This window comes from Citrobacter sp. C13 (assembly GCF_014596815.2).
GTDB lineage: Bacteria > Pseudomonadota > Gammaproteobacteria > Enterobacterales > Enterobacteriaceae > Citrobacter > Citrobacter portucalensis.
Genome location: NZ_CP115025.1, coordinates 1 through 23,346, shown reverse-complemented (window position 1 = coordinate 23,346; position 23,346 = coordinate 1). Strand labels below are relative to the sequence as shown.

General features: G+C 42.1%; 23 protein-coding genes. 4 read left to right on the top strand and 19 right to left on the bottom strand.

Going from position 1 to position 23,346, the window contains the following annotated elements; genetic code table 11:
- Positions 1-14: 14 nt before the first annotated feature.
- From IB222_RS23430 to parM, 5 genes are all read right to left on the bottom strand, one after another.
- Entirely contained in the window at positions 15-572 is a 558-nt protein-coding gene (locus IB222_RS23430; protein ID WP_223240839.1) for a plasmid transfer protein, read from the bottom strand.
- A gap of 2 nt (positions 573-574) precedes the next feature.
- Positions 575-1,009 carry a plasmid transfer protein gene (locus IB222_RS23425; RefSeq protein ID WP_149384816.1) on the bottom strand — a complete coding sequence of 145 codons (435 nt, stop codon included), beginning with the start codon at positions 1,007-1,009 and terminating at the stop codon, positions 575-577.
- Positions 999-1,451, bottom strand: a complete 453-nt coding sequence (locus IB222_RS23420; protein WP_015063118.1) for a hypothetical protein — start codon at positions 1,449-1,451, stop codon at positions 999-1,001. The genes IB222_RS23425 and IB222_RS23420 overlap by 11 nt, the downstream gene beginning before the upstream one ends.
- A 562-nt stretch (positions 1,452-2,013) precedes the next feature.
- Complete coding sequence (locus tag IB222_RS23415) at positions 2,014-2,691, bottom strand: hypothetical protein (protein WP_015063117.1); 678 nt, start codon at positions 2,689-2,691, stop codon at positions 2,014-2,016.
- Positions 2,692-2,716: 25 nt separating this feature from the next.
- Entirely contained in the window at positions 2,717-3,751 is a 1,035-nt protein-coding gene (gene parM / locus IB222_RS23410) for a plasmid segregation protein ParM domain-containing protein (RefSeq protein WP_015063116.1), read from the bottom strand.
- Between the two features lie 372 nt (positions 3,752-4,123).
- On the opposite strand from parM, the gene IB222_RS23405 reads away from it, so the two are divergent.
- The 4 genes from IB222_RS23405 to IB222_RS23390 are packed head-to-tail and all read left to right on the top strand — an operon-like array spanning position 4,124 to position 6,813.
- A complete protein-coding gene (locus IB222_RS23405) occupies positions 4,124-5,071 on the top strand; it encodes a metallophosphoesterase (RefSeq protein WP_015063115.1) in 948 nt (315 codons plus the stop codon).
- Positions 5,071-5,910, top strand: coding sequence for a hypothetical protein (locus IB222_RS23400; RefSeq protein ID WP_015063114.1), 840 nt, complete (start codon positions 5,071-5,073; stop codon positions 5,908-5,910). The genes IB222_RS23405 and IB222_RS23400 overlap by 1 nt, the downstream gene beginning before the upstream one ends.
- Positions 5,903-6,424 (top strand): hypothetical protein, encoded by a 522-nt coding sequence (locus tag IB222_RS23395; protein ID WP_149384815.1) that lies wholly within the window; start codon positions 5,903-5,905, stop codon positions 6,422-6,424. The genes IB222_RS23400 and IB222_RS23395 overlap by 8 nt, the downstream gene beginning before the upstream one ends.
- A complete protein-coding gene (locus IB222_RS23390; RefSeq protein ID WP_149384814.1) occupies positions 6,421-6,813 on the top strand; it encodes a hypothetical protein in 393 nt (130 codons plus the stop codon). The genes IB222_RS23395 and IB222_RS23390 overlap by 4 nt, the downstream gene beginning before the upstream one ends.
- Before the next feature lie 185 nt (positions 6,814-6,998).
- Here IB222_RS23390 and IB222_RS23385 read toward each other — a convergent pair whose 3' ends face one another.
- The 14 genes from IB222_RS23385 to IB222_RS23320 all read right to left on the bottom strand — a co-directional run bounded on the left by IB222_RS23385 (position 6,999) and on the right by IB222_RS23320 (position 23,346).
- Positions 6,999-8,003 (bottom strand): ParB family protein, encoded by a 1,005-nt coding sequence (locus IB222_RS23385; protein WP_149384813.1) that lies wholly within the window; start codon positions 8,001-8,003, stop codon positions 6,999-7,001.
- Positions 8,000-9,253, bottom strand: coding sequence for a ParA family protein (locus IB222_RS23380; protein ID WP_015063110.1), 1,254 nt, complete (start codon positions 9,251-9,253; stop codon positions 8,000-8,002). The genes IB222_RS23385 and IB222_RS23380 overlap by 4 nt, the downstream gene beginning before the upstream one ends.
- Before the next feature lie 2,134 nt (positions 9,254-11,387).
- A complete protein-coding gene (trhC, locus tag IB222_RS23375) occupies positions 11,388-14,069 on the bottom strand; it encodes an IncHI-type conjugal transfer ATPase TrhC (RefSeq protein ID WP_149384812.1) in 2,682 nt (893 codons plus the stop codon).
- Between the two features lie 8 nt (positions 14,070-14,077).
- Positions 14,078-15,028, bottom strand: coding sequence for a TraV family lipoprotein (locus tag IB222_RS23370; protein ID WP_015063108.1), 951 nt, complete (start codon positions 15,026-15,028; stop codon positions 14,078-14,080).
- A 9-nt stretch (positions 15,029-15,037) separates the two neighbouring features.
- A complete protein-coding gene (gene htdT, locus IB222_RS23365) occupies positions 15,038-15,790 on the bottom strand; it encodes a protein-disulfide isomerase HtdT (protein WP_188055386.1) in 753 nt (250 codons plus the stop codon).
- 105 nt (positions 15,791-15,895) lie between these two features.
- The gene (locus tag IB222_RS23360) at positions 15,896-16,402 is read right to left on the bottom strand and encodes a transcriptional regulator (RefSeq protein ID WP_149384810.1); all 507 of its coding nucleotides are present in this window, start codon (positions 16,400-16,402) and stop codon (positions 15,896-15,898) included.
- 8 nt (positions 16,403-16,410) lie between these two features.
- Complete coding sequence (trhB, locus tag IB222_RS23355) at positions 16,411-17,769, bottom strand: IncHI-type conjugal transfer protein TrhB (RefSeq protein WP_022652153.1); 1,359 nt, start codon at positions 17,767-17,769, stop codon at positions 16,411-16,413.
- Positions 17,759-18,199, bottom strand: coding sequence for a plasmid transfer protein HtdO (gene htdO / locus IB222_RS23350; protein ID WP_015063104.1), 441 nt, complete (start codon positions 18,197-18,199; stop codon positions 17,759-17,761). Before htdO ends, trhB begins: the two co-directional genes overlap by 11 nt.
- A gap of 1 nt (position 18,200) precedes the next feature.
- Positions 18,201-19,439 carry a type-F conjugative transfer system secretin TraK gene (locus IB222_RS23345; protein ID WP_149384809.1) on the bottom strand — a complete coding sequence of 413 codons (1,239 nt, stop codon included), beginning with the start codon at positions 19,437-19,439 and terminating at the stop codon, positions 18,201-18,203.
- Positions 19,440-19,441: 2 nt separating this feature from the next.
- Complete coding sequence (locus IB222_RS23340) at positions 19,442-20,227, bottom strand: TraE/TraK family type IV conjugative transfer system protein (RefSeq protein ID WP_022652152.1); 786 nt, start codon at positions 20,225-20,227, stop codon at positions 19,442-19,444.
- Positions 20,228-20,238: 11 nt separating this feature from the next.
- Positions 20,239-20,556, bottom strand: coding sequence for a type IV conjugative transfer system protein TraL (locus IB222_RS23335; RefSeq protein ID WP_223240840.1), 318 nt, complete (start codon positions 20,554-20,556; stop codon positions 20,239-20,241).
- 51 nt (positions 20,557-20,607) lie between these two features.
- Positions 20,608-20,961: a hypothetical protein gene (locus IB222_RS23330; RefSeq protein WP_015063100.1), complete on the bottom strand. Its 354-nt coding sequence runs from the start codon at positions 20,959-20,961 to the stop codon at positions 20,608-20,610.
- A 289-nt stretch (positions 20,962-21,250) separates the two neighbouring features.
- On the bottom strand, positions 21,251-21,436 hold the full coding sequence (locus IB222_RS23325; RefSeq protein WP_032610388.1) for a hypothetical protein: 186 nt from the start codon (positions 21,434-21,436) through the stop codon (positions 21,251-21,253).
- 1,034 nt (positions 21,437-22,470) lie between these two features.
- Positions 22,471-23,346, bottom strand: coding sequence for a RepB family plasmid replication initiator protein (locus IB222_RS23320; protein ID WP_015063098.1), 876 nt, complete (start codon positions 23,344-23,346; stop codon positions 22,471-22,473).

The window sequence follows — 23,346 nt, the reverse complement described above, 5'->3', positions numbered from 1 at the left end:
TGAAGATTTTTAACTCACTGACAGCTTTTCGACTCCGAAAGGCGCAGAGCAGTTATTATCGATTCTGAGGATACCCATGGCATCTTAAGCGTCAAGAATCCAAGCAAAAAAAGTCCTGTTGAAACACAATCCATTTGCGTTACGGGAAGATTATAATTTATGGGTTTAAATGAACCCCTTTCGACCGGAACAATGCCTGACGTGACTAACAAGCCCCCACGGTCATTTGGGCCGATAGTGATATTTTTGTAAGCCTGGTGTGTGCGATGCGTGGTTTTTCTCTTTTCAATTTTAAGTGTAGGTTTAATTCTCAGGAAGACAGAAGCCAGCGCCATGGCTTCGTTTTGGGATAGTTTCATGAGAATACTTCCCTCTGAATTCCACCCATATTCTCTATTGTCAGCCGGAGGGGCGAATTGGAGAGTAAGGTAATATTTTTCAGCCTCGCTTATGATGGCTGAATTATCAGCAGGCCGACTTTTGTCGACGTTCACTTCAAATGCCATCGCCACTGACTGGCTGAACACCCTAAACCGCTGAGTCTTCGTTCCAATAGCTTCCAGTTCTTTCATTGCTATGCTCTCTTCTTAAAGAACCATATACCGGAGATGACTTCATTATCCTGGATGCGTATCAAATCCGAAATAACAAAACCACCTTTTCCTTCCGAAATTATCATGGTGTAAGAGCTCGTATGCACAAGCCGAGCATTTTTGATTGGTAACCCAGCACACTTAACAGAAATTTCATCAGGCGTAAGTTTTTCAACAAAAGTAACTTTTGATGCAACACCATTGATATGTATGTTTCCGTTATCTGCAATTTTAACGTTTAACGAAGTTGTGGATTCTTTATCACAGGGTTGGAAAACAGACGTGGCTTTAAGAACTTTGCCAGTAAAATCGTACAAGTCGGGCTCCGCCGGTCTTGCGTTGAAAAGCGAGTAAGCCCCCGCAAATGTTAAACCGAGCACTACAAGAGGTAATAGTTTCTTGTAATTAACTTTCATCCTCCAGTTCCTCTCCAATCAGGTGTAAAGCACTCACGCACATAAGCCTAAGCTGATACAGCAAATTGTCGGCGGTGATACCACCAACAAATGTCACTGTACGGCGTATCGATACACCACCAGGCTCGCATTGAATATGGCCAATACCCGCATCGCGAAGAAAATCATTCTCGGCGCTTACGAGGTCTGCTTCCGCAGGTGGAATGACCACTTCGATGAGTATTGTATCAATTGGAGCCCATTCCCAGTCGTACTTAAGGGAGGAAATTGGAGCGATAGAAACATGAAATTCATCAATATTAAAAATTACAGGTTTTTTGCCCGTTGATTCAGGCTGAATGAAGGGATTCTCGACCAGGACAACTGGGAATTCAGAAATAGACAGAACTTCGATTAACTGATCTCGACGTAAACCATGTATTAGTGAGTTGCGTGATAACATTCAGTCAGCCTTCATTATAATAATCAAACAGTTACACATGATGCCGTTAGTTTCTTTACGCTCATCCAGATTGCACGGCAGAAACCCTTAGGATCATAGGGTGCTAGGGTAACAAAAAAACCTAACTTGACCAGTAAAGCATAGAGATTTTTACATAAAATAATAAATAAGTACCAATTTTATTAAGATATTTCTTACTTCAACCAATACTTTAGGACAAATCTGTACCCGTTTTAACACCTGTTCTTAAATCGTGCAAACGAACAACCATAAACAGGAGCTAAACCACCTTTTTTTAGTAGTATACATAACTAAAATTAGGTTTCATAAAACAAACTGGTTAGACCTGAAACAACCAAAGAGGTTCATAATGAGTTTTTGAGTTGGATCTATAATTCTACGAAATTATTTAACTTGCTATGCAGCATTGAGTGTTCCATTAACTACATGTAACCGGTTCACCATCCAACCTCATCTACTAATAATATACCAACAAAAAAGCCAGCTGGTAAGCTGACTTTTTTGAGAGATTACAAATTTTAATCAATTGATACTTCTATATTTACTTTGCAAGATTTGCGAGGTTTGCATTTGCCCTTTTCTTCTGCTTTGTTGTCACACCCTGCACTTGCGCTTGTTCACTGAGCGCCATGGTTTCGGTTTGAGCTAAGTTAACGTCCGGAGAACCATGATTAGTTTTTAGAACTGAATCATTCTGATTTGCGATCGCAACAGGCGGCAAGGTCTCTACAGTCACAGGCATGGAGTTTTTGGCCAGTTCTGTAGACATTAATTCCAACCGCTGTTCCTTTGCTGTCTCAGGCTTTACTGCATCACTGACATCAGTTTGACAATTAGTTGAAAATACAGCAGCAGGATTCTTGCAATTATTAATCTTTAAAATTAAATCGTTGAATTTCGAATCAAGCATAAGACTTATTTGTTCTTTCAACTGTTCATTACTTAAATCACTCTTTTTAAATTCATCATTAAAAAACCGATTTAGATCAGCAGCCGTTAATCTCTCATTCAGTCCATTAATAAAACTTGATAGCTCGGGGAAGAGGTTATTTAGCACTAACCCCGTAGTGATTGCAGACCTTATTATGGAAAGCTGTTCGCCACGATGTGTTAAGTCACTTTTTTTTAGAAAATTATAGGCATACGGAGATTGCCTTTCCGATAACCAAAACGCGCTAATCTGGATGCGATCGTTTTCCTTCTCAGTTTTTTTTGTCATACCCCCCCCCTTTACAAAACCATCATCACGCAAAAACAGTATCTGCAATAGCCAGTGAGAGAGCGAATTGCGGATTATCAACCATGATGATTTTCGATTTATCAAAATGTTCACGCACTGCCGGTTCAATCAGGTAAGAACCCCCACCGACTAGGAATACATTGTGCGGACGTTCTTCCACCTGAGTGACTGCTTTGATCACTTTTTCTTGAAGTTGCGCTACGGCACTATTTACGGCTTGGAAGACACCATCAAGATCATCGGAAGAAACCTTTAGTGAGGCTTTGTTATCACGATTGTCGACCAAGTGTTGAATATACGCGTAGCTTGCGTTCAGCTTTGAAGAATCCAGATAACGACGGACTTCATCATATACGATAGAACAACCAATACGGTCAAAACCCTTGACTCGGGAGATCTGTTCCAGCTGACCAGTAATGCTTGCTACATCAAGTGTTGTCCCACCTAAATCGATAACCAGGCTTGATTCAAAAGATTCAATTAACTCAATTTCATCTGCACGAGTTACCGCCGGAAGTGACTCAGGAAACACGGTAACTGAAACAACATTAAATGAAACACGCTTACCATCAATATAACGTTCAACCGGCTTCATCAGGTTGTCTTTTTTCCGTTGGATGTTTTCGTCATTGGTTTCACCCAAAGCGGTATAAAACTGACTAAGTGGCAATGTTACATAGAGATGAACATCCTGCGGCTCTAAACCAGAGGAATGAAGAGCATGGTGAACATTCAGACGACTGATCTCATCGTACTGATGCGCAACGTCGGTAGTTTCAAGGGCATTACTAGATTCACTGTGATGAGAGAATCGTTGAAGGCCATCAATAAGGTAATTAAACGGAATAAGCCCGTCATGGCTTACCCGGAAATCTGCAACGAAACTATTTTGAGTCAATAAGGGAACAAGGTCACCTTGATTGTTAACACAAACCAGTTTTGCCGCTTTACTACCATCATCAATAACAACTTTAAGTGTCTCTAATTCAGTAGAGTTTGATTCAGCTACAGCCAGTTTTGTTTTTACTAATTCAGTCATGCAGAACCCCTCGAATTGGTTTAATTAACCCACCACTTTTGATATGGAATTTATACACTAATGGTTGCTTTAGGTCAACAAAAACGAGGCAAGAAACACACGTAAGTTATTGTTAAAAAAGAATCCTTCGTTTTTAAAAATTGTCTTGCTCTACTTTATGTACACTTGATAAAAACACACATAAATGACGTTTTCTTCAGCTTTACGACACTAAAAAATCCTATCCAAAGACGGCACTTAAAAGTCTCTCTGTGCGGATACCACAGATGAATTCAACTTCTATTTTGCCTAAGCGCAGAAATTAGCCCTCTTAACGAAAATATTGCCGACACTCATCCGGTATTATTACTGTACTTTCTAGAAGAGGCATTTATGGCATCTGAGCACGTCCAGACAATTGACCTGACTAATTATTCCGGAAGGGTTTTCTTTCTGGCAGACCCCCATGGACATTATTCGACGCTTTGTAATCTTATCCATTCGATATCGAGCCCAGATGAGGAACTAATCATTTTCCCTACCGGGAATCTCTTTGATTATGGTCCTGAGCCCATGGAGTTAATGACAGCGATAAACACTGGTATTTTTGATGGACGTTCTGTGCGAGTGTTCTCAGCAGCCGGGGCTGGTGAAGAGATGATGAAGAAGCTCTTACCCACAAATAATGATCGTAGGACTTATTACCCAAGCACATTTCTTAACGAACGGTGGTGTGCAAGAGGCGGACGTTGGCATAAACAAATTAACCGCAGTTATCTTGAAGAGGAGATCAGCAAACTGCTCTCCACCCAGCTGGCCACGGTGATGAAGGTGCTTTTTAAAGGAAATATTACTATCGGTGTTTGTCCATCCGACTACACGGACATACGACAGGGTTTCGACAATACCTATAACGCTCTCCTCGCGTTTAATCAGGCAAACGTGAATATCTTTCAGAGTCAGTTTCTTTTTGGTATGGATCACGCAGTCAGCCCAATGAATATTAGCGATGTCAACCTCGTTGTACTGGGTCGGAATCCGGTCAATAGCATCAGAAAGGCTCATGGGTTACCTTTGACTAACTTACCTGTACTCGTCGGCAACTGTCTCCATATCAATACTGGCTCGCTGTTCATGTCAGCAATTAGCGACCCAGCACTACTAGCCCCAGGTATACCTCGTACTACAGTTCCGGCAATAACGCTGGTCGAGTTGATACTGGCCTCAACACCAACCCTAATTTGCCACCAAATGATCCTTAATAAGAACGGCATTTACACACAAAACACAACACCACTTGACCTGGATTTAAAAGATAACAACATAGAGGCTGCTTTATAATGCAGAAATTAAAACTGATAATTTTACCAGTGCTGGCATTTGTGTGGCCATCAATCAATGCAACCGCATCGACTAAAACACCAATGCCTACTTCTCAGCAGTCAGTTGCTAAATCTGAGGCTAACTATGAATTTATTTCTATTTCTGCAAAATATGTCGACGGTATGTGGCTTGTTAATGGTCAACAAAGACCTGTAATTAAAACAAGCATGACTAAGCGTAACTATCTCCAGATCGCAAATCAGTCAACACTTACGCCTTTGAACCTTGTGATACCCAAAATTGCATTTGACGTTATAGCCAAAAATGGCGTTTTGTTATCAAATATTGTATCCCTGGATGAAGATGCAGCCGGTAAAAAAATTCTATGGTTAGAGCCGGGTTCCAGCCTGACAATCTCTTTCGTCAATGACCTATCCAGTACCCCATTACAGGCGATAGTGTCCGTAAGTAAATTGAATAAAAGCGTTATTGCGATTTTTGGACCAGACCAGGGTAAAAAATTCACCCTCCCCCAAACTTCAAAATCACAGGATTTTTCAAAGGAGTATGACCCTTCACCAGAAGTCGCACTACGTCTCAATGTGCCCAAAAAAATTCACTCTTCCGTCACAATCCCAGATGTCGCGACTGCATCATTACCGTCCTCACATACCTACGAGATTATAGCGACTGATAAACTCAGGTCTTTTATGTTTTCAGAGTTTGTTTGGGTTGGTAAACGTAACAGCTTCCTCGTTGGTTCTAATTATTTCTCCAAAAATTTGACGGTTTACCCAGGTGAAGAATTCGATATCAGCACCATACAGAAAACGATTATGAGGGCTAGTAATGATTAAAGCAGCCGGAGTGATTTTTATCTGTTTTTTGACTGGCTGTCAGTCGGTTGGAAGCAAAATTGCAGACCTCCCCTCAGTAGGTTTCGACCCTGTGATGAGCAACAAAAGTGAATCCTATACCGACGGAAAAGTTACTTTTCTGATTGAGAGTTCAGGCACTGATGTCTGGCTGCTCGCCAAGAATGGTACCAAGGAATTTATTGAGTTATCGGATCTAAATCTAGCCGGAAGCCGTTGCACCTATTCATCGCGTGGGAAACTGTTATTAACACCTGGTTCAGTTTCATTGTTTACTGTTCCGACTGTTGGTTTACTCGGCCTTTGCTACGACAACACTGACCAATTAATGTTTATTAATAACGCATTTACCAAAATTTCACAAAAGTCGAGTGATGGACCCACATTGCCATTGTTGTTCAGTATTAGATATGAATTTCCCGGCTCGGGTGAAACAAACACAACGCTAGTTACGCAATCATTAAGTCTTGCATTTTTGGAACAGGAGCAATCATGAAATCTATATTGGCCGTCATCTGTATTTGCTGCTGCGAGGTGGCTTTTGCTTATCCTTATCGCATCTACACAGTACCTGATGGTGCCATTGTGAAAAATATACTGACCAATGAAGTGATCGGTAGGACACCGGTTGAAGTTGATGTCAGTAATACTGAAGCAGGCTCCACGTTCGGGATATCTATGTATCGGCATGAGAATGTTGCAATAAAAATATTCACAGTAATGCCAAGCGCGGAAAATAACTTTACTGTTTCAGGTCCCGACGTTGCAACAATGTCTTTACCAGGTAAAGCCCCTTTAAACGTAATTAATGACAGTAATGCAGCAGCAGTTCACATAGATCTCAGGCCTTTTCTTTCTGAACCTGCACATCAACCCATTCAATAGTTAATTTAGGTCCCTGTCATGGGGACCTGCAATCTCATTTATAAGGATATTTGTTCTAAAGATCATGCAGTTACACGCATCTAGAATGATTAAGGCTTTACAGTATTGATAATGGAGGGAATGAAATTAAGGTCAACATAGTAATAAATCCGCATCCTTGCGATGCGGATTAATGCAAAATTTAATTATTCTTTTTCTTTCAACTTCGATTTTATAAACTCCTCAATTTCTGCGATCAATTCGCTATTCATTCTATTAAATTCAAACCTAATTTTTCTTCCAGACGCATTTTTGCTAATCCTTGCATATTTATCTTTATTATCAAACACGGCTAATTCACGAGTTTCCCACCCCTTGCTAGGAGGTTTTATGTCAAGCTGTTCAACTACTGTAGTAATTTTATCTATTACTGTCTTCTGTGCTTCGGAAATATCGGTTACATCCAAGCTCCTTATTTCCTCCCGAACATTATCTACAACTTCCTCAAGAGAGAATAAATTCTTTTCGACGTACTTCTGTAGTCGGGATAAGCGATTGTAATACGAGTTAGGAATACCTTCATAGTCAGGAAAGAGAGCAATAAGAGAATTATCTATCTTCGCCGCCTGGATACGCTTAGAAACAGATACATGGCTGATTCCGAGATAATTAGCAAGCTCTTCATTAGTTGCAAATCCAAGGTCTTTCATTTTCTGTAAATACTGGAATCCAACTTCACGGTAAGAAAATCTCCGTGATGTCTGTGCTGCTGTAATGATGGAATTAATATCTTCCGGGGATAATTCATCCGGCAACACCCATAGTGGCAAATCCTTCGCAGATTGAATACAACAGAAACGCCTACGACTGCCCTCTATAAGCAGATACACCCCATTTCGTTTGACAGCAACGCCTTCTGTATCAACACCACGTACCTTAATTTGTTCCAGGATATCTCGAACTGCATTTACAGTGAGAGCTTCCTGGTTTCGTGGGTTCATAGGGTGTACTGCGGTTTCCAGTTCCACCTTCTCAGCCGGTACAATGATGTGTTCAGCTTCCAGCTTACGTCCATTATGTAAAGCAAACAGCTTCCTCAGTCGAGGCTGTGATTTCAGGCCTAGAAGCCCGGAGCGATGGCTGACTTCAGTACGCTTAGGTGCATTAATATAACGGGATTTGTCATTCCCGATATGCTGCTCATCACTCATGCGTTACTCCTTTCTTTCACAGAAAAACTCTTAATCTCATTTATAAATTGCTGGTAGACCGCCATTACAGATTCTTCAGCCACATCAAGCTGCTTAGGTGAGCAAAGCTCTTCAGACTTTTTAATATCCAATACGGTTCTGCCCCTTGATGCTGCGGCTTTAAACGCTTCGGAATTTTTAATATTTGCAGACATAAAGAGTTCCTGTACTGTTCTTACCAGTTTATCCAGAACAATTTTTTCATATGGACTCTTATCGTCTACGTTAACAGCCAGCACTTTGAACCACCTCAGATTTTCGCCCTTGCTCGGCGATTGTTTGAAACGCTCGCTGATGGTCAACATGAAATCAGTTGTGGAAGCATAATCGTATTCACGAGGTGATACGGCAACAAGAATGCCATCAGCGGCTTCATCAGCTGCCCAAGTGATTGGCGAATCCTCTGGTGGAGTATCGATGATAATCAGGCCGTATTTTTTCTTCAAAACAGGCAGAATAACTTCTTTGAATCGAAGTAATAGCTCTGTTCGTTCTTCTCTGGAACACTGCCAGTATTTATCTTTAAATCGCGCATCTGTAGGAAATGCTGTAATAACATCAAGATTCGGTAGGTGTGTCGAAAAAGGCATACTCTCAATGATTTCTTCTTCCGAATACCCTAAATCAAGGTATTTTTTGTAATCTGAGTCCTCTTCATAAACCCCTAAGATGGCGTCAATAGCAGTGAGGAAAACATCATCTTCCGCTACACTTTGTATCATCCCGCTACCAATTGAGCCTTGTGGGTCCCATTCGATCAAAAGTGTCCTTGCGTTTAGATGCATATCAAGCGCTGCGGCTACAGCAAGAGCCCCTGAAGTTGTACTCTTACCCGTGCCGCCCTTATGGTTCTGCGTTACGATTGCACGGCTATGGTAATAGTCGCTGTACCGAGGACAGCCCAGAGCATCCATGATTTTTTGGACGTCCCACCTGGTATAGAGATGGTTTTTGTTCTGAAAGATAGGAGCACCAACCAGACCTCTATCTTCAAGATCGGCAAGGATTTTATTAAAGGTGACGCGTGACTTGCCAAAAAAATCTGACAGATTTTTTTTATTCAAACAATGGTTATAGATGAGGCGATCTACACCTTCAACACTATCATCCGAGACCGAAACCCTTGAAGAGACCAATAATGACTCCTTCAGGGAAATCTGCTCGCTCTTCATTCGTTGACCGACAAGGGCGATCTTATCAATTAGATTCATTCTCTTCCGATCCCTTTTAACCTAAATAATGAAATTAAACGCATATACGTACACTTTACACATAATGCGTACATTCGTGACTTATGCGTTTAATTGTAACCGTAATTCTAACTATACGCTAACGTTCTGTTTCTTTTTCGTCGATTATGGGATATCAGCCTCATCGGTTTACTTTGTTATGTGTAAAAAGAGAGTTATAAGGAATGACTTTCAACATTGGCGATAGCAAACTACCGACTTAACAGGAGTCAGCTATGTGGCAACTAACGTCAATTCCCCGGTATTCAAAAGCATCTCTTTTTGGGCTGGCGATTAACGGGGTTAAATGTTCCGGCACTCAAACAGCATCCCGCCCTGGGCTGGCGATTAAGGGGGTTAAATGTTCCGACACCCGGACAGCGTCCCTCCCTTGGCTGGCGATTAAGGGGGTTAAATGTTCCGGCACCTGGACAGTATCCGCCTTGAGCTGGCGATTAAGGGGGTTAAATATTCAGGCACCCGAACAGTATCCCGCCCTGAGCTGGCGATTAAGGGGGTTAAATATACAGGCACCCGAACAGCATCCCGCCCTGGGCTGGCGATTAAGGGGGTTAAATGTGTTCCGGCACCCGGACAGTATCCCGCCTAGAGCTGGCGATTAAGGGGTTATATGAATCAGTTCCCGGGAGGGATCTATACATGACCTACGATAAAAGCAAAACAACATTAAAGTTTGGTTGTAAGAACTGAAAAGTACAAAGTTGAAATATGAAACGCGGGTTGGACCTCTCTAACGTTAGTGGTAATGACTTATGGTGCAAACATAAATCTACATATTTATGGGAAGCTGGTTAGACGACGTCCGGTCTGAAGCGCACAGACTGAAAGAGTACCGTGTGGTTCGGCGTGAACCCAGACAATAATGTTAATTCTTCGCAGAAAAATAAGAGGGCGTTCTCACAAAAGTTGTGGAGACTTGTGCAGATTACTTCTTCTGAAATCTCGTAGGCCGTTCTAATTATCTCTATGTTACTAACATTTAATTTCCTTTACCTTTTCTAGTGTTTTCGAAATAAGGTTTCGGTGTGCTAGAACTTTGTTGGAATTTAAAGCCTGGACTCTAATACCGGGCAAAAGAGTAGAATATGCCAGGCCCCCGCAAAATTTTCGACGGCTAAGGCGCCATTCAGGAATGAACTAAATCCTTCCTGCTTACCTCGTGATCCAAAAGATGGCATTCAGAATACTAAGAAAGCACGCCGAATCTGAGCCTATAACCCTTTGGCTAAATTATGCAAAGCAATGTTACTCAACACCCGGGATAAACTTTAAGGTGTTTATATACCAATTTTGTAGATTAAGGCGCACATACCCGGCGGAGCGAATTGGTTGGATCGTCAGTAAATTGTTTTATTAGGAATAAACTTCCCCAATTTCAAGATGCGAATTTCAGGTTTTTTGGTAAATGGCACTACGCTTGTTTTACAGATAGCAACCAGTTACAACATCTCGATTAACCATATTCTAGTAATCACTTGAAGCTGAAAATGGTTGACTATACCAACCTAAATAGAAGGCATTTCATTTTAGTTCAAAACAAAACTGCAACTTAATAGTTATGGTTGGTTTAGATAACCACAAATACGAAAATTGACTAACAAAACAAAAAGACACCAACTCACAAATAATATCTCTAACTTGTTAAACAAACCAACAAGACATGAGTTATTATTTGTTTTTCAATGCCTTACCAAACTTTAAATCGATACATAAGAAATTATGGGTTGCTTAGCTAACTATAAAGATAGTGTTTATATCTAATATACAGTAGCGCGACAAATTTGGTTATCACTTGCAACCACAACATCCGTATCCAAGGCAGGAAATTTAGCTCAGCACAGGCCGAGCATGATTAAACATCAGCCGTATAAAAGCTACATCACCAATCAACTTAAGTAGAAGCCCCAGAGAAGCCAATCAACAGTATCTACAAATAAAATTTAGGGATATTTAGGGGAGTTAATTCGATCCAGAAATTCTGAACCTGAACAATTGTTGCGGGGGAGGGCAGTGTAACACAGTTAAAAACCTGTAATTTGAGTAAAGTACGGATACCTCATCCAGTAAAGATGAGGTATCCAGTACTACTTAAACGTTATGCAGCTGCATTGCTAGCAACTTCCTGTTCATACAGTATCTCAATTGCTTCGCCGTAAGAGCAATCAAGACGGCTTTGTATTTCCCATAGCTTTCCACGGTCGGTACTGTCAGTCGTAAAACAAAGCTCCATTTTCCTGTCTACATAGAGGCGACATATCTCCTGGAAATTCTCGAATCGGACGAGCATCTCAGAAAATGCACGCTTTATCGTTCGTATGTTTTTCATACGCTCATATTCAGCATCAGTCGTGGAGAAGTAGTTATTAGCCTTCATGGCTTCTATGCTCTCCTTTTCCTGCTTCATGATGATCTTCCACGGCGAGTTGGCCGTCAGGGCTCGACCTACCGAGGAGGTGAAGTAATCTTCAAAGGACTGGGTAATACAAATACCAGCACAGTTCGTTTTCCTGAATCGGCGCCAGGCAGCTTCAAGGAAAGATGAGAAAAACTGATTTGACTGATTACTGGAGCCTGAAGCATTATCCGGGCGAATATACTCCCATGCCTCATCAAGGATGAACAACCGGCGGCGACCGTCCTTTTTGATAAACATTGCATGCTGAGCAGCTTGAATGATCGACATGAGCACGACTGTCTGGAGGTGAGGGGTACCCTTCAACTCTTCAAGCTCAAGAACTATAAACCGACTACCGAAGTTTATTGGCGGGAGCTTTTCGGTAAATCGATTTCCGTAAATGCCTCCTTCACACCATTGCCCTAATTGCTCACCGATATCTTTAATACGCTTATCTTCATGGGCAGAACAGCGGCGTGCAAATCCTGTAATAGAGCCTGTACTTCCGACTTTACGTGATTCGTTATATTCATCACCAATCAGTTGAAGCATGACCGATTGTTGAAAGTCGTCAATATTTCCTTTTTCAGATGCCATTATTTTTAACTGATTCAGGACCATAATGGTCTGTGCAACTTTATCCTTTTCTTCATCGTTATTATTTGAGTCGTCATTGAAAACAGGCGCTTCATCAAAAACTCGGTCTGCAACAGTGACATCGGTCAAAAATGCGAACGGATTCAGAGTAAAATCAGGCTTTTTACCAAAATCTATAAACTGACTATTTGTATATTGCTCCGAAATACCCTGATACGAGCGACCAACGTCAACTACAAAAATCTGGGCTCCATCAGGGTCAAATGCATCATAAGCATTGTTTTTGAAACCTTCAAAAGTATCACGATAATGGATCAGATTATTAGAACGCGGCCCTGCACCAAGATAGTTATTAATGATGTATGCAACCCAGAACGATTTGCCTGCACCAGAAGTCGCCCCAACAACCATATTATAGCTGGCAGAAGTCTTGAAGATATCAAGCCCCAACAGCTGGCCCTCTCGTGAGACGAGGTTAAGTACAGGTCTGTCAGTATTACCTTTCCATGGGCCGAATAGAGGGGTCATATGCGCTGCACCAGTATTACTGACTACCTCAAAACGGTCCAGATCTAGTATCGTCTTGGGGTCATTACACATTGGAAGGCAAGAGACAAAAGATGGAAAGATGATGTATGAATCATCAGCCACTTTAACGCGACTTTCCAGATAAAATGATTTTAACTGGTCTGCGGCAGACTGGACATCTAATGCTGAATTCCCCATGACGGTAAATGTCAGATAACTGTGTAAAAGACGGGCCCCATCTTCCAGTTCACGTGTTACCGCCATGTAATCATTATCCATGTCCTTCAGTCTTGGACAAAACGTTAAGACGGTTGGGATACTAGCTTGTTTGTTAGTAATTGCCTTATATCTGACGTTATCTCTAGCTAATTTTAAGGGATCGGCGAAATGGACTGTTTGAGTTATCATAAATGGGCTAAATATAGTTTTACGCCCATTCATCCAATTCACTACAAGTTCATACATGCTTCCAAAATTTACATGTTCTGGGAACTTGACCACAGATAATTGTTTGAAATAACGATGTTCAGAAACATCAGTACTCTGCGTTGTAGATGAAAAATTATTTTCAGTTACTGTATATTTTCGCCCCGGAACATTTAGCTGTTCGTTAAGACGCCTCATAGTGTTGACTTCAACATGACCTTCAGCCCAACGTGATGTTTTTCCCGGATGCATTAATTTATCCATGCAATAAAGCCAGTTTTCGGCGCTAACTTTATGTGGAAAAAGGCCCAGTGTGTTCAACTTACTGATTAGGTCAGAGTACAGTGCATCGATGCGATTAATTTCAATTTCAGTAGGAAGCGCAGATTTCAACGGAATAGAAATTGACATCCAGATCTGAAAGTCACGAAGCATTAATTTATCATGATCCGGTTTTAAGGGTTCATTTAGACTTCTATCATAATAATCCAGCTGGTAGGCCGTGAGTAAGTCCCCCTTAAGCTTATCATGTCCTTCCATTCGACCACCACGAACTGCCGACCAGGCACTTAAATGCAAGGTCAGGTCCGGCAGTGCTGTTAATGAGGTCTGACAGATAGTGTCAGTAGGAAAATCCATTTTAAATAATTCAGCTAACACATCCTGCTGATTATCAAAAACACCAGGTGAGGGGTTACAAATAAACATAAACCCAAGCCGATTACCGTCTATTAGAAAATAATTCGTGCCAGGAATCTGGTCGTATACAGGAATAAACCCACCAAACTGGTGGCGACTTAATTCTTTATTATAGATGTTAGCAGATTTCATTCGCGACCTCAGAGTTGTCTGATAATACCGTTAGACGAAACTGCTTTCGTTGCTCGCTGTTGCTGTTGCATATTTTCACGAGCGGCATCCTGAACTTGCAAAGGAACTATTCGCGCCGGATTTGATGTCGAATTTTTACCCGCAATCCAAGTTTGGGGTTTGACATTCACATAGACAAAGCCAGGCAGGTTTAAAGCGTCATTATCGTCCGTGTATGGTGCAAAGGTGATTCTCATGACGCGGCCTTGCTGAAGTACAGCAAGCGGTTCTGGAGCTACCACAGCCTGTTTATACCCTTGTGTACGGTATTGCTGGATCTGGCCAGAGCTGAGCGTAGGGTTTACAGGCTGTCCATTATTAACGGAGTAAAGGTCTTTACTAGCACTGATATCGGAATTTGGCGCAACGTAGCGCGGTACAGGTGCCGGAGATACAACCTGTGTTGTTTGCTTCATGACATCAGCAGTCGGATGGATAAAAGGGTTACCGGATGCACCTGTTGAGCTGTAGCTCGTTGTCATCCTTACATTAGAATTAACTGGAACGCCGCTTATCGGCCGTGGCCCGATTGTTGATGTTGGCGCGCCCATTTTTAATGTCTCATCGTACATAACAGGGACTTGGCCAGCAGGTTTAATTTGCGTCGTCTTGTATGTCACAGGCTTATTTACCAAGACGGCAGACTTAGGGTATTGCACAGCGCCAGGCGGCGAAATTTGGGCAGGGTACTGGCTGTCATTGACAGCCGATTTCTCCTTTCCCGAATTAGCTTCTTCCTCCGCAAGGCCGGAAAGATCATCACGGTTATTCGTTAGTTCCATAACTTCACGAGGGCCTTTACAAACGACCCCTTTTTCAATTCCCGGACATTCTGATTCTGAGCTGCCGATAGTACAACCCGCTAGGTATGAAGATGAACCAACAACCAGAGCGCTGAAAATAACTTTTTTAATGTTCATTTCATTACCTTAATTAGTAGCAAATGGGTTTTTGAGTAAGGGTTCGACACTTTGTTTTAACCATGAATCAAAATCTTCCGGTATGCCATTACCGGCAAGTCCGTCTTGTCTCACAACTGAAGGTACGCCCTGTAATTTATAAATACCTGCCAGCATCAGAGATCCTACCAATGGCTCAGCCGGACATGTTTCTGCCTCTTTTTTTGTCAGGAGCCTTTGTTCTATATCGGTCTTATTTCCCATAAGCCAACGCAAGATATCAAGGTCATTCACTTTGCCTTTTTCTTTACTGCACCATAGTTGACGTAATTCTTGCTTTGGCTCACCGGGGGAGGGGATTAAAATGATGTCAACCCGGTATTTTTCTCTTTCGTCATAGAATTTTTTTATTAAATCTTGGCAACCATCACAATCAAGCGTGATAAAAATAGCGGCTTGTCTTTTTAGTTTTGGGTTTCCTAAAGGGATCAATGCCACAGTATCAAGAGGAAAGGGGGCGTCGTCTAAATTAATAAAGTAGGATTTTCGTACATCTTCTACGGATAAGACTGACTTTCTCTGAAGAATGTCCATGACGCTACCACCCGTTATTGTATAACGTCCATCAGTGGTCACAGCCATCAACTGCGAACGTTCATCCTGGAACAGATAAAGACCTCCAGTCGGGATGTAAATAACATCTTTAGCCTTATAGCTTTGCATTTTCGCCAGTACGCCCTCTAAAGGTTTCGTGGACACTCCACCTTCTTTTGCTTTTTCCATTAATGCAGCTGCATCAGTGTTGTTTAATACATTTTCAGCAGCATTTGTAAGGGGTGGACACACTGTGATCATAGAGACCAGCAGAGATAAAAGTAACTTTTTCAATTATCGTATCTCACTTTCTTTTGTTTCGCCTTGTAGAGATTGTACCTCACCAAAACTTCCACCAAGGTCGATATAAGAGACTATTTGAACATTATCTGGAATTGTTACTGCTAATAATGCATCAATAACCAAATAGCCACGAGAACGGTAAACTTTCATTAATGCTTTAAAGTAATTTTCAAAGTTGTTTTTAGACTGTACCAAATCCGGCTCAGGATTCTGCTTATTAAATTCTTTCCTTAAAGTTTGCATATCAAGTACTGCAATTTGGTAGGACGGATTCGACATTGCTTTGACGCTTTCATAAACAAAACTCGCCCCCTTGTATCCATAGATCACGAAAAGCACAGCTAGGCCAGCTAGCATCAAATACTTGAGGGTTTTCTCGATATCTATTTCCAAAGTTACTTTTTTGGTTGTACGTATACCCCCAACAGGTTTAGCCGCCTCAAGCTTCACGTTTTCAGCAGAATCACTTTTTGTTCCTGGTTCAATGTTATTTTCCATAATTAACCTCAGCGACTCGTCAGGTTTGTAGGTATTGTTGCGCCTGATTGAACGATAAACGTAATTGGGCGCCCTGGGCTAACTTCGACTATTGGCCACTGCTGCTCAGCAATTGATGTGTAGTAGTCCACAAGACGGTTTAGACCGCCCTGAGCTGCTCCGGCTCCGGCCAACGCTCCTAATGCCCCGATGTTCGGCGATTGGTATTCAGCCGTTGAGTTAGGATCGATATTTAACGAAGACACCTTAGATGGGCTCAGACTACCAGCCAGTGCTGACAGGCCTCCTGCAAAAGCGGAACCTGCGATCGCATTTCCATTTCTACTTATCAGATTTCCACGAATACCATTTTTCCCGTCATTTTCACTAACTGCGTATGCTTCCAGTTTGACGTCGAAAGCTTTTCCTTTCGAGTTCACACAAGATATTGATGTTGCCCGAATGTATGCTCGCTGTGACGCCAGATCACCCACAGCTGAACCCAACAAATTACAATCCCGCAAATCCATCGTGAAATTGTTTGGCATGATGATGTCTTTTTTAATACGCATAGTGACTGGCATGGGTTCAGCTTTAGACGACAGACTCGTTGGGGCTTCCAGACCATTAATTAGCACCCCTGTGATAATTGACGTCGCTGGGAGAAACATTTCGTCTTTACGTGCCGCATGCCGAGCTTTACTGTCTACAGGAGCGGTCCCGTCGCCGCGAATAGTTCGTGTCGGGGCTTTGTCACCGCCAGCAACGACCTCACGCCCCTCTCTTATCCGGCTTTCGGATATCGGCATAACCTGAATGACACCATCAGAACCATTTGTCTTAATTGAACTCTGCGTGATAGTCCGCATTGGGCTATTTCGGGTCGGTGTGATCGGAGCGTATCCGGAACTAGCCCCATTCACCGCAGCATTTGGATTAAGCTGGTATGGCGTTGCTGGGGCCTGCTCATTGACGTTTTTGCGTGACCCACCTGCGTCGAGATTACGATTACCGTTTCGTGAGGTCTGCATGTCAGTCAACTGCGTCGAGAGCTGCTGGACTTGTGAAGCAAGGTTGGCAATCTGTACTTTGCTTTCTTGCTGGGCCTTTTCAGCTTTATCACGATCTGCCTTTGCCGCATTCTGATCAATGCGGTTCTGCCTGACCATTTCGTTATAAGTCTTCTGGCTTTCCTCGTTACTCAGCTTAGTCATTTGTGAATCATCAATCAGGAACCCAGTTTGCATATCTTTTTTCTGGGTTTTCTTCTCTTTTTTAACCGGAGTGGAAAAAATTGATTGACTAATAACGATAATCAATACAATCAACGCAGCACCAATTACTGAGATTCTGACAGTTTTATTTTCCCAGGCATTTTTAATGTCCATTATTAACTCCACTCTTTGGTTGCTGGAAGCGCTTAACTTTCAAATTTCGTTCGTTTTCTGTCATCTGAGGCACGATATAAGGTTCACCCGCCCTGGGCCATTTATCTTTAAAATTCAATCCTGAATTATCGGATTCAACAGGGGCAAAATCCTTACCATTATTAAGCGAACCAACTTCTTTAATTTCCTTAACTCCGCGCCGACTTTCAAACTCGGTTGAGCTTCCAACGAATTTTTGCGCAAGGGTAGGGTCGCTTATAATTATCGTATGTTCTTCAAACGCATCGTCAACTGTCTCACCCGGTCGGTGGTCATCGGGAACTATATTCACTGTTCCTTTTGGAATGTACTCAGTTTGGTAGTAATAACTGGTACCCAAAAAAACGACTAGTCCAAATGAGACCCCTGTAAGAAAAGTAGCTTTTCTCATTTTATCTTTTAATCAGGCTTGGTCGTGCGGTTACACGAGTCTGGCGCTCTTTAAATAATTTATCCCGCACAATGTAAAGCTCGGTTTCCTCTCCAGGCTGAAGAAATGCTTTATCGAACAAAGCACTTGCAATTACTCCTTCAGTTATACATTGCTGATCAGCGACAACTTGTCCGTAAGGCTTGTCATTTTTAACAAGAATGACATCTATCAATTCCCTAGATCCCACAAGTCTTTGCCCTAACTTTGAATACATATTGAAATTACACGGGGACTGCTCTGAGCTCGGTATACGTGACAAGCGGTCTTCTTGTAAACTAAAACCAGAAGGAACCTCACCTAGCGCAACCGGAGTCAGTAAATCAATGATCCGCTGTTTATGGTCATCCTGACGAGGGTCAGATGGTGCCAACTCTTCTGACTGGGATCGTGCCAGCATCTCATCATAATTATGTTTATCCAAAGATGTCTCACGTTTCGCCTGCATTGTCGGGCTCAAAGACGTTGTGACCGAAATCATTGCACCAGGAACATCCAGTGGAACCAGTGTCAGGTTATAAGTCGATTCAGGCACTGAATCTTCTGAAAGCATTATTCCAATTGGCTTATCCGTGTTTGTTGAAATAAAGACATCGCCGCCGTTAACGAAAATACTGGCTTCATCACCTGGCGTTGAAGTACTTACAGATGCGTTTTTAAATGAAGTTGAAATTCTGTTTTGCAGACCCCGTGAAACTGGCAGTACAATATTCCCACCTGGTGGGACGTTTACTCGCTGCACTTCTTTGTAGCGATTACGAGCTTCTACATATAACTCATCTGCTTTTGAAGGGGCCCCGGTGCTTTGTGCATTTTGTTGAGGCTCTTTCCCTGCCGGTCTTCCGTAACTATCAAAATTTCCGGATTTAACCTGTTGCTGATAACCGACAAGCGTAGGGTTTTTTGACAATGCGCCAGTTATCTCATTGACAGCTGGGGAGGCACTACTTGCAGGTGAAAGACTTGGTAGTTCAGTGGTCGGTTTTGTTGCTTGTGACGTCTCAGGCGCGGGGCCGGTGCCAGATTCTTTAATAATCGCATTTTTCACACCATTCTGAAATTCATCTGCCCCGACAGGCATAACAACCGGGTTATTTACTGTCGCCGGTAACTGATAGTCTTCAGCAAAGACTACATTCGAAGTTGCCAGCAAGATCATTGCTGTAATCGCGTGACAGCGAAAGCCCTTTTTAGAAGTCATAATTAGTTACCTGTAGACGGCGGGGGATTATCGAGTGTTGCCAGTTGTTCTTTGCCGTTGATTGTAATTTTCTTAATATTTGGTGTACCAGAATACTGATTTACATAGGCTATGCGTGGTCGTCCGTTTTTCATACCCAGCACCCATTCAAACGTCCATTTTGATGATTCTGTTTTGTCCGGAACATTAATCAAACGCGTTGATTTCGTTCCCCAGACATAGACCATGTCATTTTTGGTGTCATAATACATATCGATCGGTTTAAATGACTGTTCAACACCACGAGCTTGCATAATATTGGTCTGCTGCTGTAATGACTCACGGGTTTTCGCCTGTAAATCCGGAGAAAGCGCATCCAATATGGTTGTTGTTACAAAGCCTATGTTTGTTGGGTTTATGTTCCCAATTAAAGTACTGAAGAATAAGGCCCATTGAGTTTTATATGACTCTGAGGCTTTATTTCCCACAACTTTAACTTCTTCCGTCATATTAGGCGGAAGCACAATAGTCACAGGATCGGTAAGAAATTGATTTTTTACCACTAAAACTGCGATGACTAATATAGCAATTGAATTCACACGTAAGAGTTTTTCGTCACGTTTAATCAATGCACTATAAGTAATTCCAATTTCAGAAGCTTCAATCTCTTTACTAAAGCGAGCTTTAGAATCCCGAAAGCGTCCTTTTGAGTCTTCGCCTCCATTTTGCGAAGTCTCGTCCTTTTTATCAAAATCGCCATTACTGGCACTTTTAATGAATGGAATTTTAAGCTTGCTGAGAAGTTTCATTCTTAGCTCCATCAAGAATAGAGGTTTCTGATAAATGGATCGGTAAAGCAACGACTACTAAACACTGATTTCCCTGGAAACAAGCCGAACCACCACAGTTTGTGTTTGAGTTTTCCTCTAACTCCTTCTTCAGCTGCTTTTTTATATGCAAACCAAAACACAACCGCAACAACTACAGAAGTTATAAAGAAATCAAAAATATTACCACTCGCGATAGTCACGAATGTTATACCCAATTGCTTTGCATCCCAGAATAGAATCAACAAAGGCATATTAATTCTGTAAGGGAAACGATAGGTATGTGGAGGTACCTCGTACTGACTTGTCATAAAAACTCCAGAGAGGGGGAATATCCCCCTCATCGTTATTGTTCTAACAAATCACAGCGGGATACCAGCATCCAGGAACGTGCTGATAATTTTTTCACCGTTTGCCATAATCAGCATCATTAATGCTGAAACCAGCGCCAAACCAAGGTTAGGTTTTACAACGCCGAAATAAGCTACGGAGAACAACATGCCGCAAGCGATGATTTTACCCGGCGCACCAGTTAATGCTTCGCTCATGTAGGCCCAGATATCGCCGAAGGCTCCGTCGTCGGAACCCGCGTACGCTAAACCGCAACTTGCTAAAAACAGGAGAATAAACAAAGGCACTTTTGCATGTTTAGACTTCAGAAATGCAAAAGCGTTAGTTTGTTCTCTTTCAACGTTAGTATTCAATGTCAGTTCCATAATTACTCCGTGTTGATTTGAGTTCACGTAAACGCATTTGCATAATACTTTTTATTTTTCTTTCATTTTTCTGTTAACCACCCTTTTTTTCCCTTAATTGCGCCTGGTGTTTTTTTAGCCTATGAATGTCACATGTGAATACCGTGTGTATATCGGATTGAAGAAGGTGAGGCAGGTTATTTTTTCTTTATAGGGAAGAAGTTCATCGTCTATCTCTTCACCATTTTTGTGATAACCATCCAGTCCGATATTTGAGAAAGCTCTGTGTAAGGATGTCATTCTAAAAAAGTCACTTTTCCCATTGATACAAGTGCTTTTCAGCCACATCCTGTGTGTCGCCCCATTCATGCAAATGCTTTTCAAACAATGCGCCTTTTCCAGCCTCATTCATGCAAATGCCTTTGTAGCAAAGACACATATCCGAAACCCATTCATGCAAATGCTTTTCGACCAAAGGAACCTTTTCCGGGCTCATTCATGCAGTTGCTTTTCGACCAAGGGCAACTTTTACTATTCCATTCATGTAAATGCTTTTTGGTGAAATTCAGCTATCGAATCCCATTAAGAGAGGTACTTTCAGTCCAAAGGCACCTTTTCAGGTCGATTCATCCAAATGCTTTCCGGTCAAAGACACCGTTACGGCGCCATTCATGCAAATGCCTGTCAACCAAAAGCACCTTTTACTATCCCATTCATGCAAATGCTTTTCGACCAATGCCCCGTTTGCTGCACCATTCATGCAAATGCTTTTCGACCAATGCCACCGTTTGCGGCCCCATTCATGCAAATGCTTTCAGCTAAAGGCACCTTTTTACTGTCCCATTCATGCAAATGCTTTTCAGCTAAAGGCATCTTCCCGCCTCATTCATGCCAGGGGTTTCCAACGTAGGCACCTTACACAAACTCATTCAAGCAAATGCTTTTATACAAAAGGCACTTTTCTGTCGCCATTGAAGCAAGTGCTTTTCACAAAGGTCACTTTTCTCCCCCCATTGAAGCAAATGCTTTTCACCACCACTATGGGATTTTTAAACGATTTGCTTTTATTTTCATGAGGTTATGTTTACTTATGGGACCTCTGTTTTGAACTGGATATTTATCAAAACGCCTCTGTTCTAATCATGTCCCAGACAATTACAGGCTTTAATTTTCTGTGCAAATCTCAGTGTGACATGAGAAGGACAGGGATTTTTCACGTATAGCCACTATGCACAAACGTTGATGGGTAGTTTTATCTAAAGGCATCTGGATGAATGACTTCTGATTAAATCATTCGAAATCAATTGCTTAGTATTCGTTATCTAACTCAGTGAAAATTAGTTAAATAAAGCATTCGATCGAATGCTCAAAATTCCCAGGGTGCTTAAGCAAAAGTAAGAAAGGAAGCAGGGAAGCAGGGAAGCAGGGAAGGGTATTCATATCAGCAGAGGCGTCCAAAAAAGCATTTGGATGAATGCCCGTACGCCTCATTACATCCAAAGTTACTTTTCTGCGAACTGAACCAGAGGATCAGCTTTGTTTTGCCAGAGCAAGCTTTGGACTTCTCTTAAAAATCTGGAACTGAATATCTCTACCTTTCTTAACCTCTTGATATTCAAGGTATCCTATTGATTTTAACTCCAGCATAGCCTTTCTGATGATCTGGTTTTGAGTACGTACTGGAGTCGTCAAAAGAAGCCGCTCACGCAAACGCTTCATGTTAACGAATAACGTTCCGGCAGGCATTGCCTCAAAATAGATGTACAGGCTCTGTGCAGCTTCTTTTTTGGCGAGAACCGACAGTACCTGTAAGCTTAATAGGGTTTTATGATCATACCGGTAAAGCTCCCACATCGAGGGATCACCCACGAGCTCTACTGTGTCCTTCTTAGGGTCAATCATAGCTTTCTGCACAAGGTGTGTGACAGTGAAGCGTTCAGTTTTAGAATCACGGAAAGAAATAACAACGGACGCGAGGTTTGCCAGCGCTTCCTGAAATCGTGAACGGGTTCGCTTGTTGATATTTGTAGAACTGATACCACACATTTTTGCAAACTCATTGAACGACAATGTTATTTTCTCGGAGGCGAATCCATATTTACTGAACGCCATAATGCACCCAAGCCAACACTTGAAGTCCGTGGACATCGAAAGCTTAAGGCCAGTGATCCGGATGTCATCGTATCCTTCTGACCGGGCCAGTTCCATGCTCGACAACTCATCAGAAGCATCAACCTCAAAATTTCTGAATCGCTTCTCTTTAGTTCCCACCGGGGTAAAAACACTTAAGCGCAGTAAAGCAATGGGTTGGACCGATTTCGAAGAGTTTGGACTCAGTTGATAAGTCCTCCCTGTATCCGTGTTGGTCACATCAAACGGATGTGCTAACTCATTGTTATCACTCAT

What these genes read in the sequence shown, in the direction of transcription:
- IB222_RS23430 (WP_223240839.1), bottom strand. Translation starts at nt 572, where the DNA reads ATGAAAGAACTGGAAGCTATTGGAACGAAGACTCAGCGGTTTAGGGTG.
- IB222_RS23425 (WP_149384816.1), bottom strand. Translation starts at nt 1,009, where the DNA reads ATGAAAGTTAATTACAAGAAACTATTACCTCTTGTAGTGCTCGGTTTA.
- IB222_RS23420 (WP_015063118.1), bottom strand. Translation starts at nt 1,451, where the DNA reads ATGTTATCACGCAACTCACTAATACATGGTTTACGTCGAGATCAGTTA.
- IB222_RS23415 (WP_015063117.1), bottom strand. Translation starts at nt 2,691, where the DNA reads ATGACAAAAAAAACTGAGAAGGAAAACGATCGCATCCAGATTAGCGCG.
- parM (WP_015063116.1), bottom strand. Translation starts at nt 3,751, where the DNA reads ATGACTGAATTAGTAAAAACAAAACTGGCTGTAGCTGAATCAAACTCT.
- IB222_RS23405 (WP_015063115.1), top strand. Translation starts at nt 4,124, where the DNA reads ATGGCATCTGAGCACGTCCAGACAATTGACCTGACTAATTATTCCGGA.
- IB222_RS23400 (WP_015063114.1), top strand. Translation starts at nt 5,071, where the DNA reads ATGCAGAAATTAAAACTGATAATTTTACCAGTGCTGGCATTTGTGTGG.
- IB222_RS23395 (WP_149384815.1), top strand. Translation starts at nt 5,903, where the DNA reads ATGATTAAAGCAGCCGGAGTGATTTTTATCTGTTTTTTGACTGGCTGT.
- IB222_RS23390 (WP_149384814.1), top strand. Translation starts at nt 6,421, where the DNA reads ATGAAATCTATATTGGCCGTCATCTGTATTTGCTGCTGCGAGGTGGCT.
- IB222_RS23385 (WP_149384813.1), bottom strand. Translation starts at nt 8,003, where the DNA reads ATGAGTGATGAGCAGCATATCGGGAATGACAAATCCCGTTATATTAAT.
- IB222_RS23380 (WP_015063110.1), bottom strand. Translation starts at nt 9,253, where the DNA reads ATGAATCTAATTGATAAGATCGCCCTTGTCGGTCAACGAATGAAGAGC.
- trhC (WP_149384812.1), bottom strand. Translation starts at nt 14,069, where the DNA reads ATGAAATCTGCTAACATCTATAATAAAGAATTAAGTCGCCACCAGTTT.
- IB222_RS23370 (WP_015063108.1), bottom strand. Translation starts at nt 15,028, where the DNA reads ATGAACATTAAAAAAGTTATTTTCAGCGCTCTGGTTGTTGGTTCATCT.
- htdT (WP_188055386.1), bottom strand. Translation starts at nt 15,790, where the DNA reads ATGGAAAAAGCAAAAGAAGGTGGAGTGTCCACGAAACCTTTAGAGGGC.
- IB222_RS23360 (WP_149384810.1), bottom strand. Translation starts at nt 16,402, where the DNA reads ATGGAAAATAACATTGAACCAGGAACAAAAAGTGATTCTGCTGAAAAC.
- trhB (WP_022652153.1), bottom strand. Translation starts at nt 17,769, where the DNA reads ATGGACATTAAAAATGCCTGGGAAAATAAAACTGTCAGAATCTCAGTA.
- htdO (WP_015063104.1), bottom strand. Translation starts at nt 18,199, where the DNA reads ATGAGAAAAGCTACTTTTCTTACAGGGGTCTCATTTGGACTAGTCGTT.
- IB222_RS23345 (WP_149384809.1), bottom strand. Translation starts at nt 19,439, where the DNA reads ATGACTTCTAAAAAGGGCTTTCGCTGTCACGCGATTACAGCAATGATC.
- IB222_RS23340 (WP_022652152.1), bottom strand. Translation starts at nt 20,227, where the DNA reads ATGAAACTTCTCAGCAAGCTTAAAATTCCATTCATTAAAAGTGCCAGT.
- IB222_RS23335 (WP_223240840.1), bottom strand. Translation starts at nt 20,556, where the DNA reads ATGACAAGTCAGTACGAGGTACCTCCACATACCTATCGTTTCCCTTAC.
- IB222_RS23330 (WP_015063100.1), bottom strand. Translation starts at nt 20,961, where the DNA reads ATGGAACTGACATTGAATACTAACGTTGAAAGAGAACAAACTAACGCT.
- IB222_RS23325 (WP_032610388.1), bottom strand. Translation starts at nt 21,436, where the DNA reads ATGAGCCCGGAAAAGGTTCCTTTGGTCGAAAAGCATTTGCATGAATGG.
- IB222_RS23320 (WP_015063098.1), bottom strand. Translation starts at nt 23,346, where the DNA reads ATGAGTGATAACAATGAGTTAGCACATCCGTTTGATGTGACCAACACG.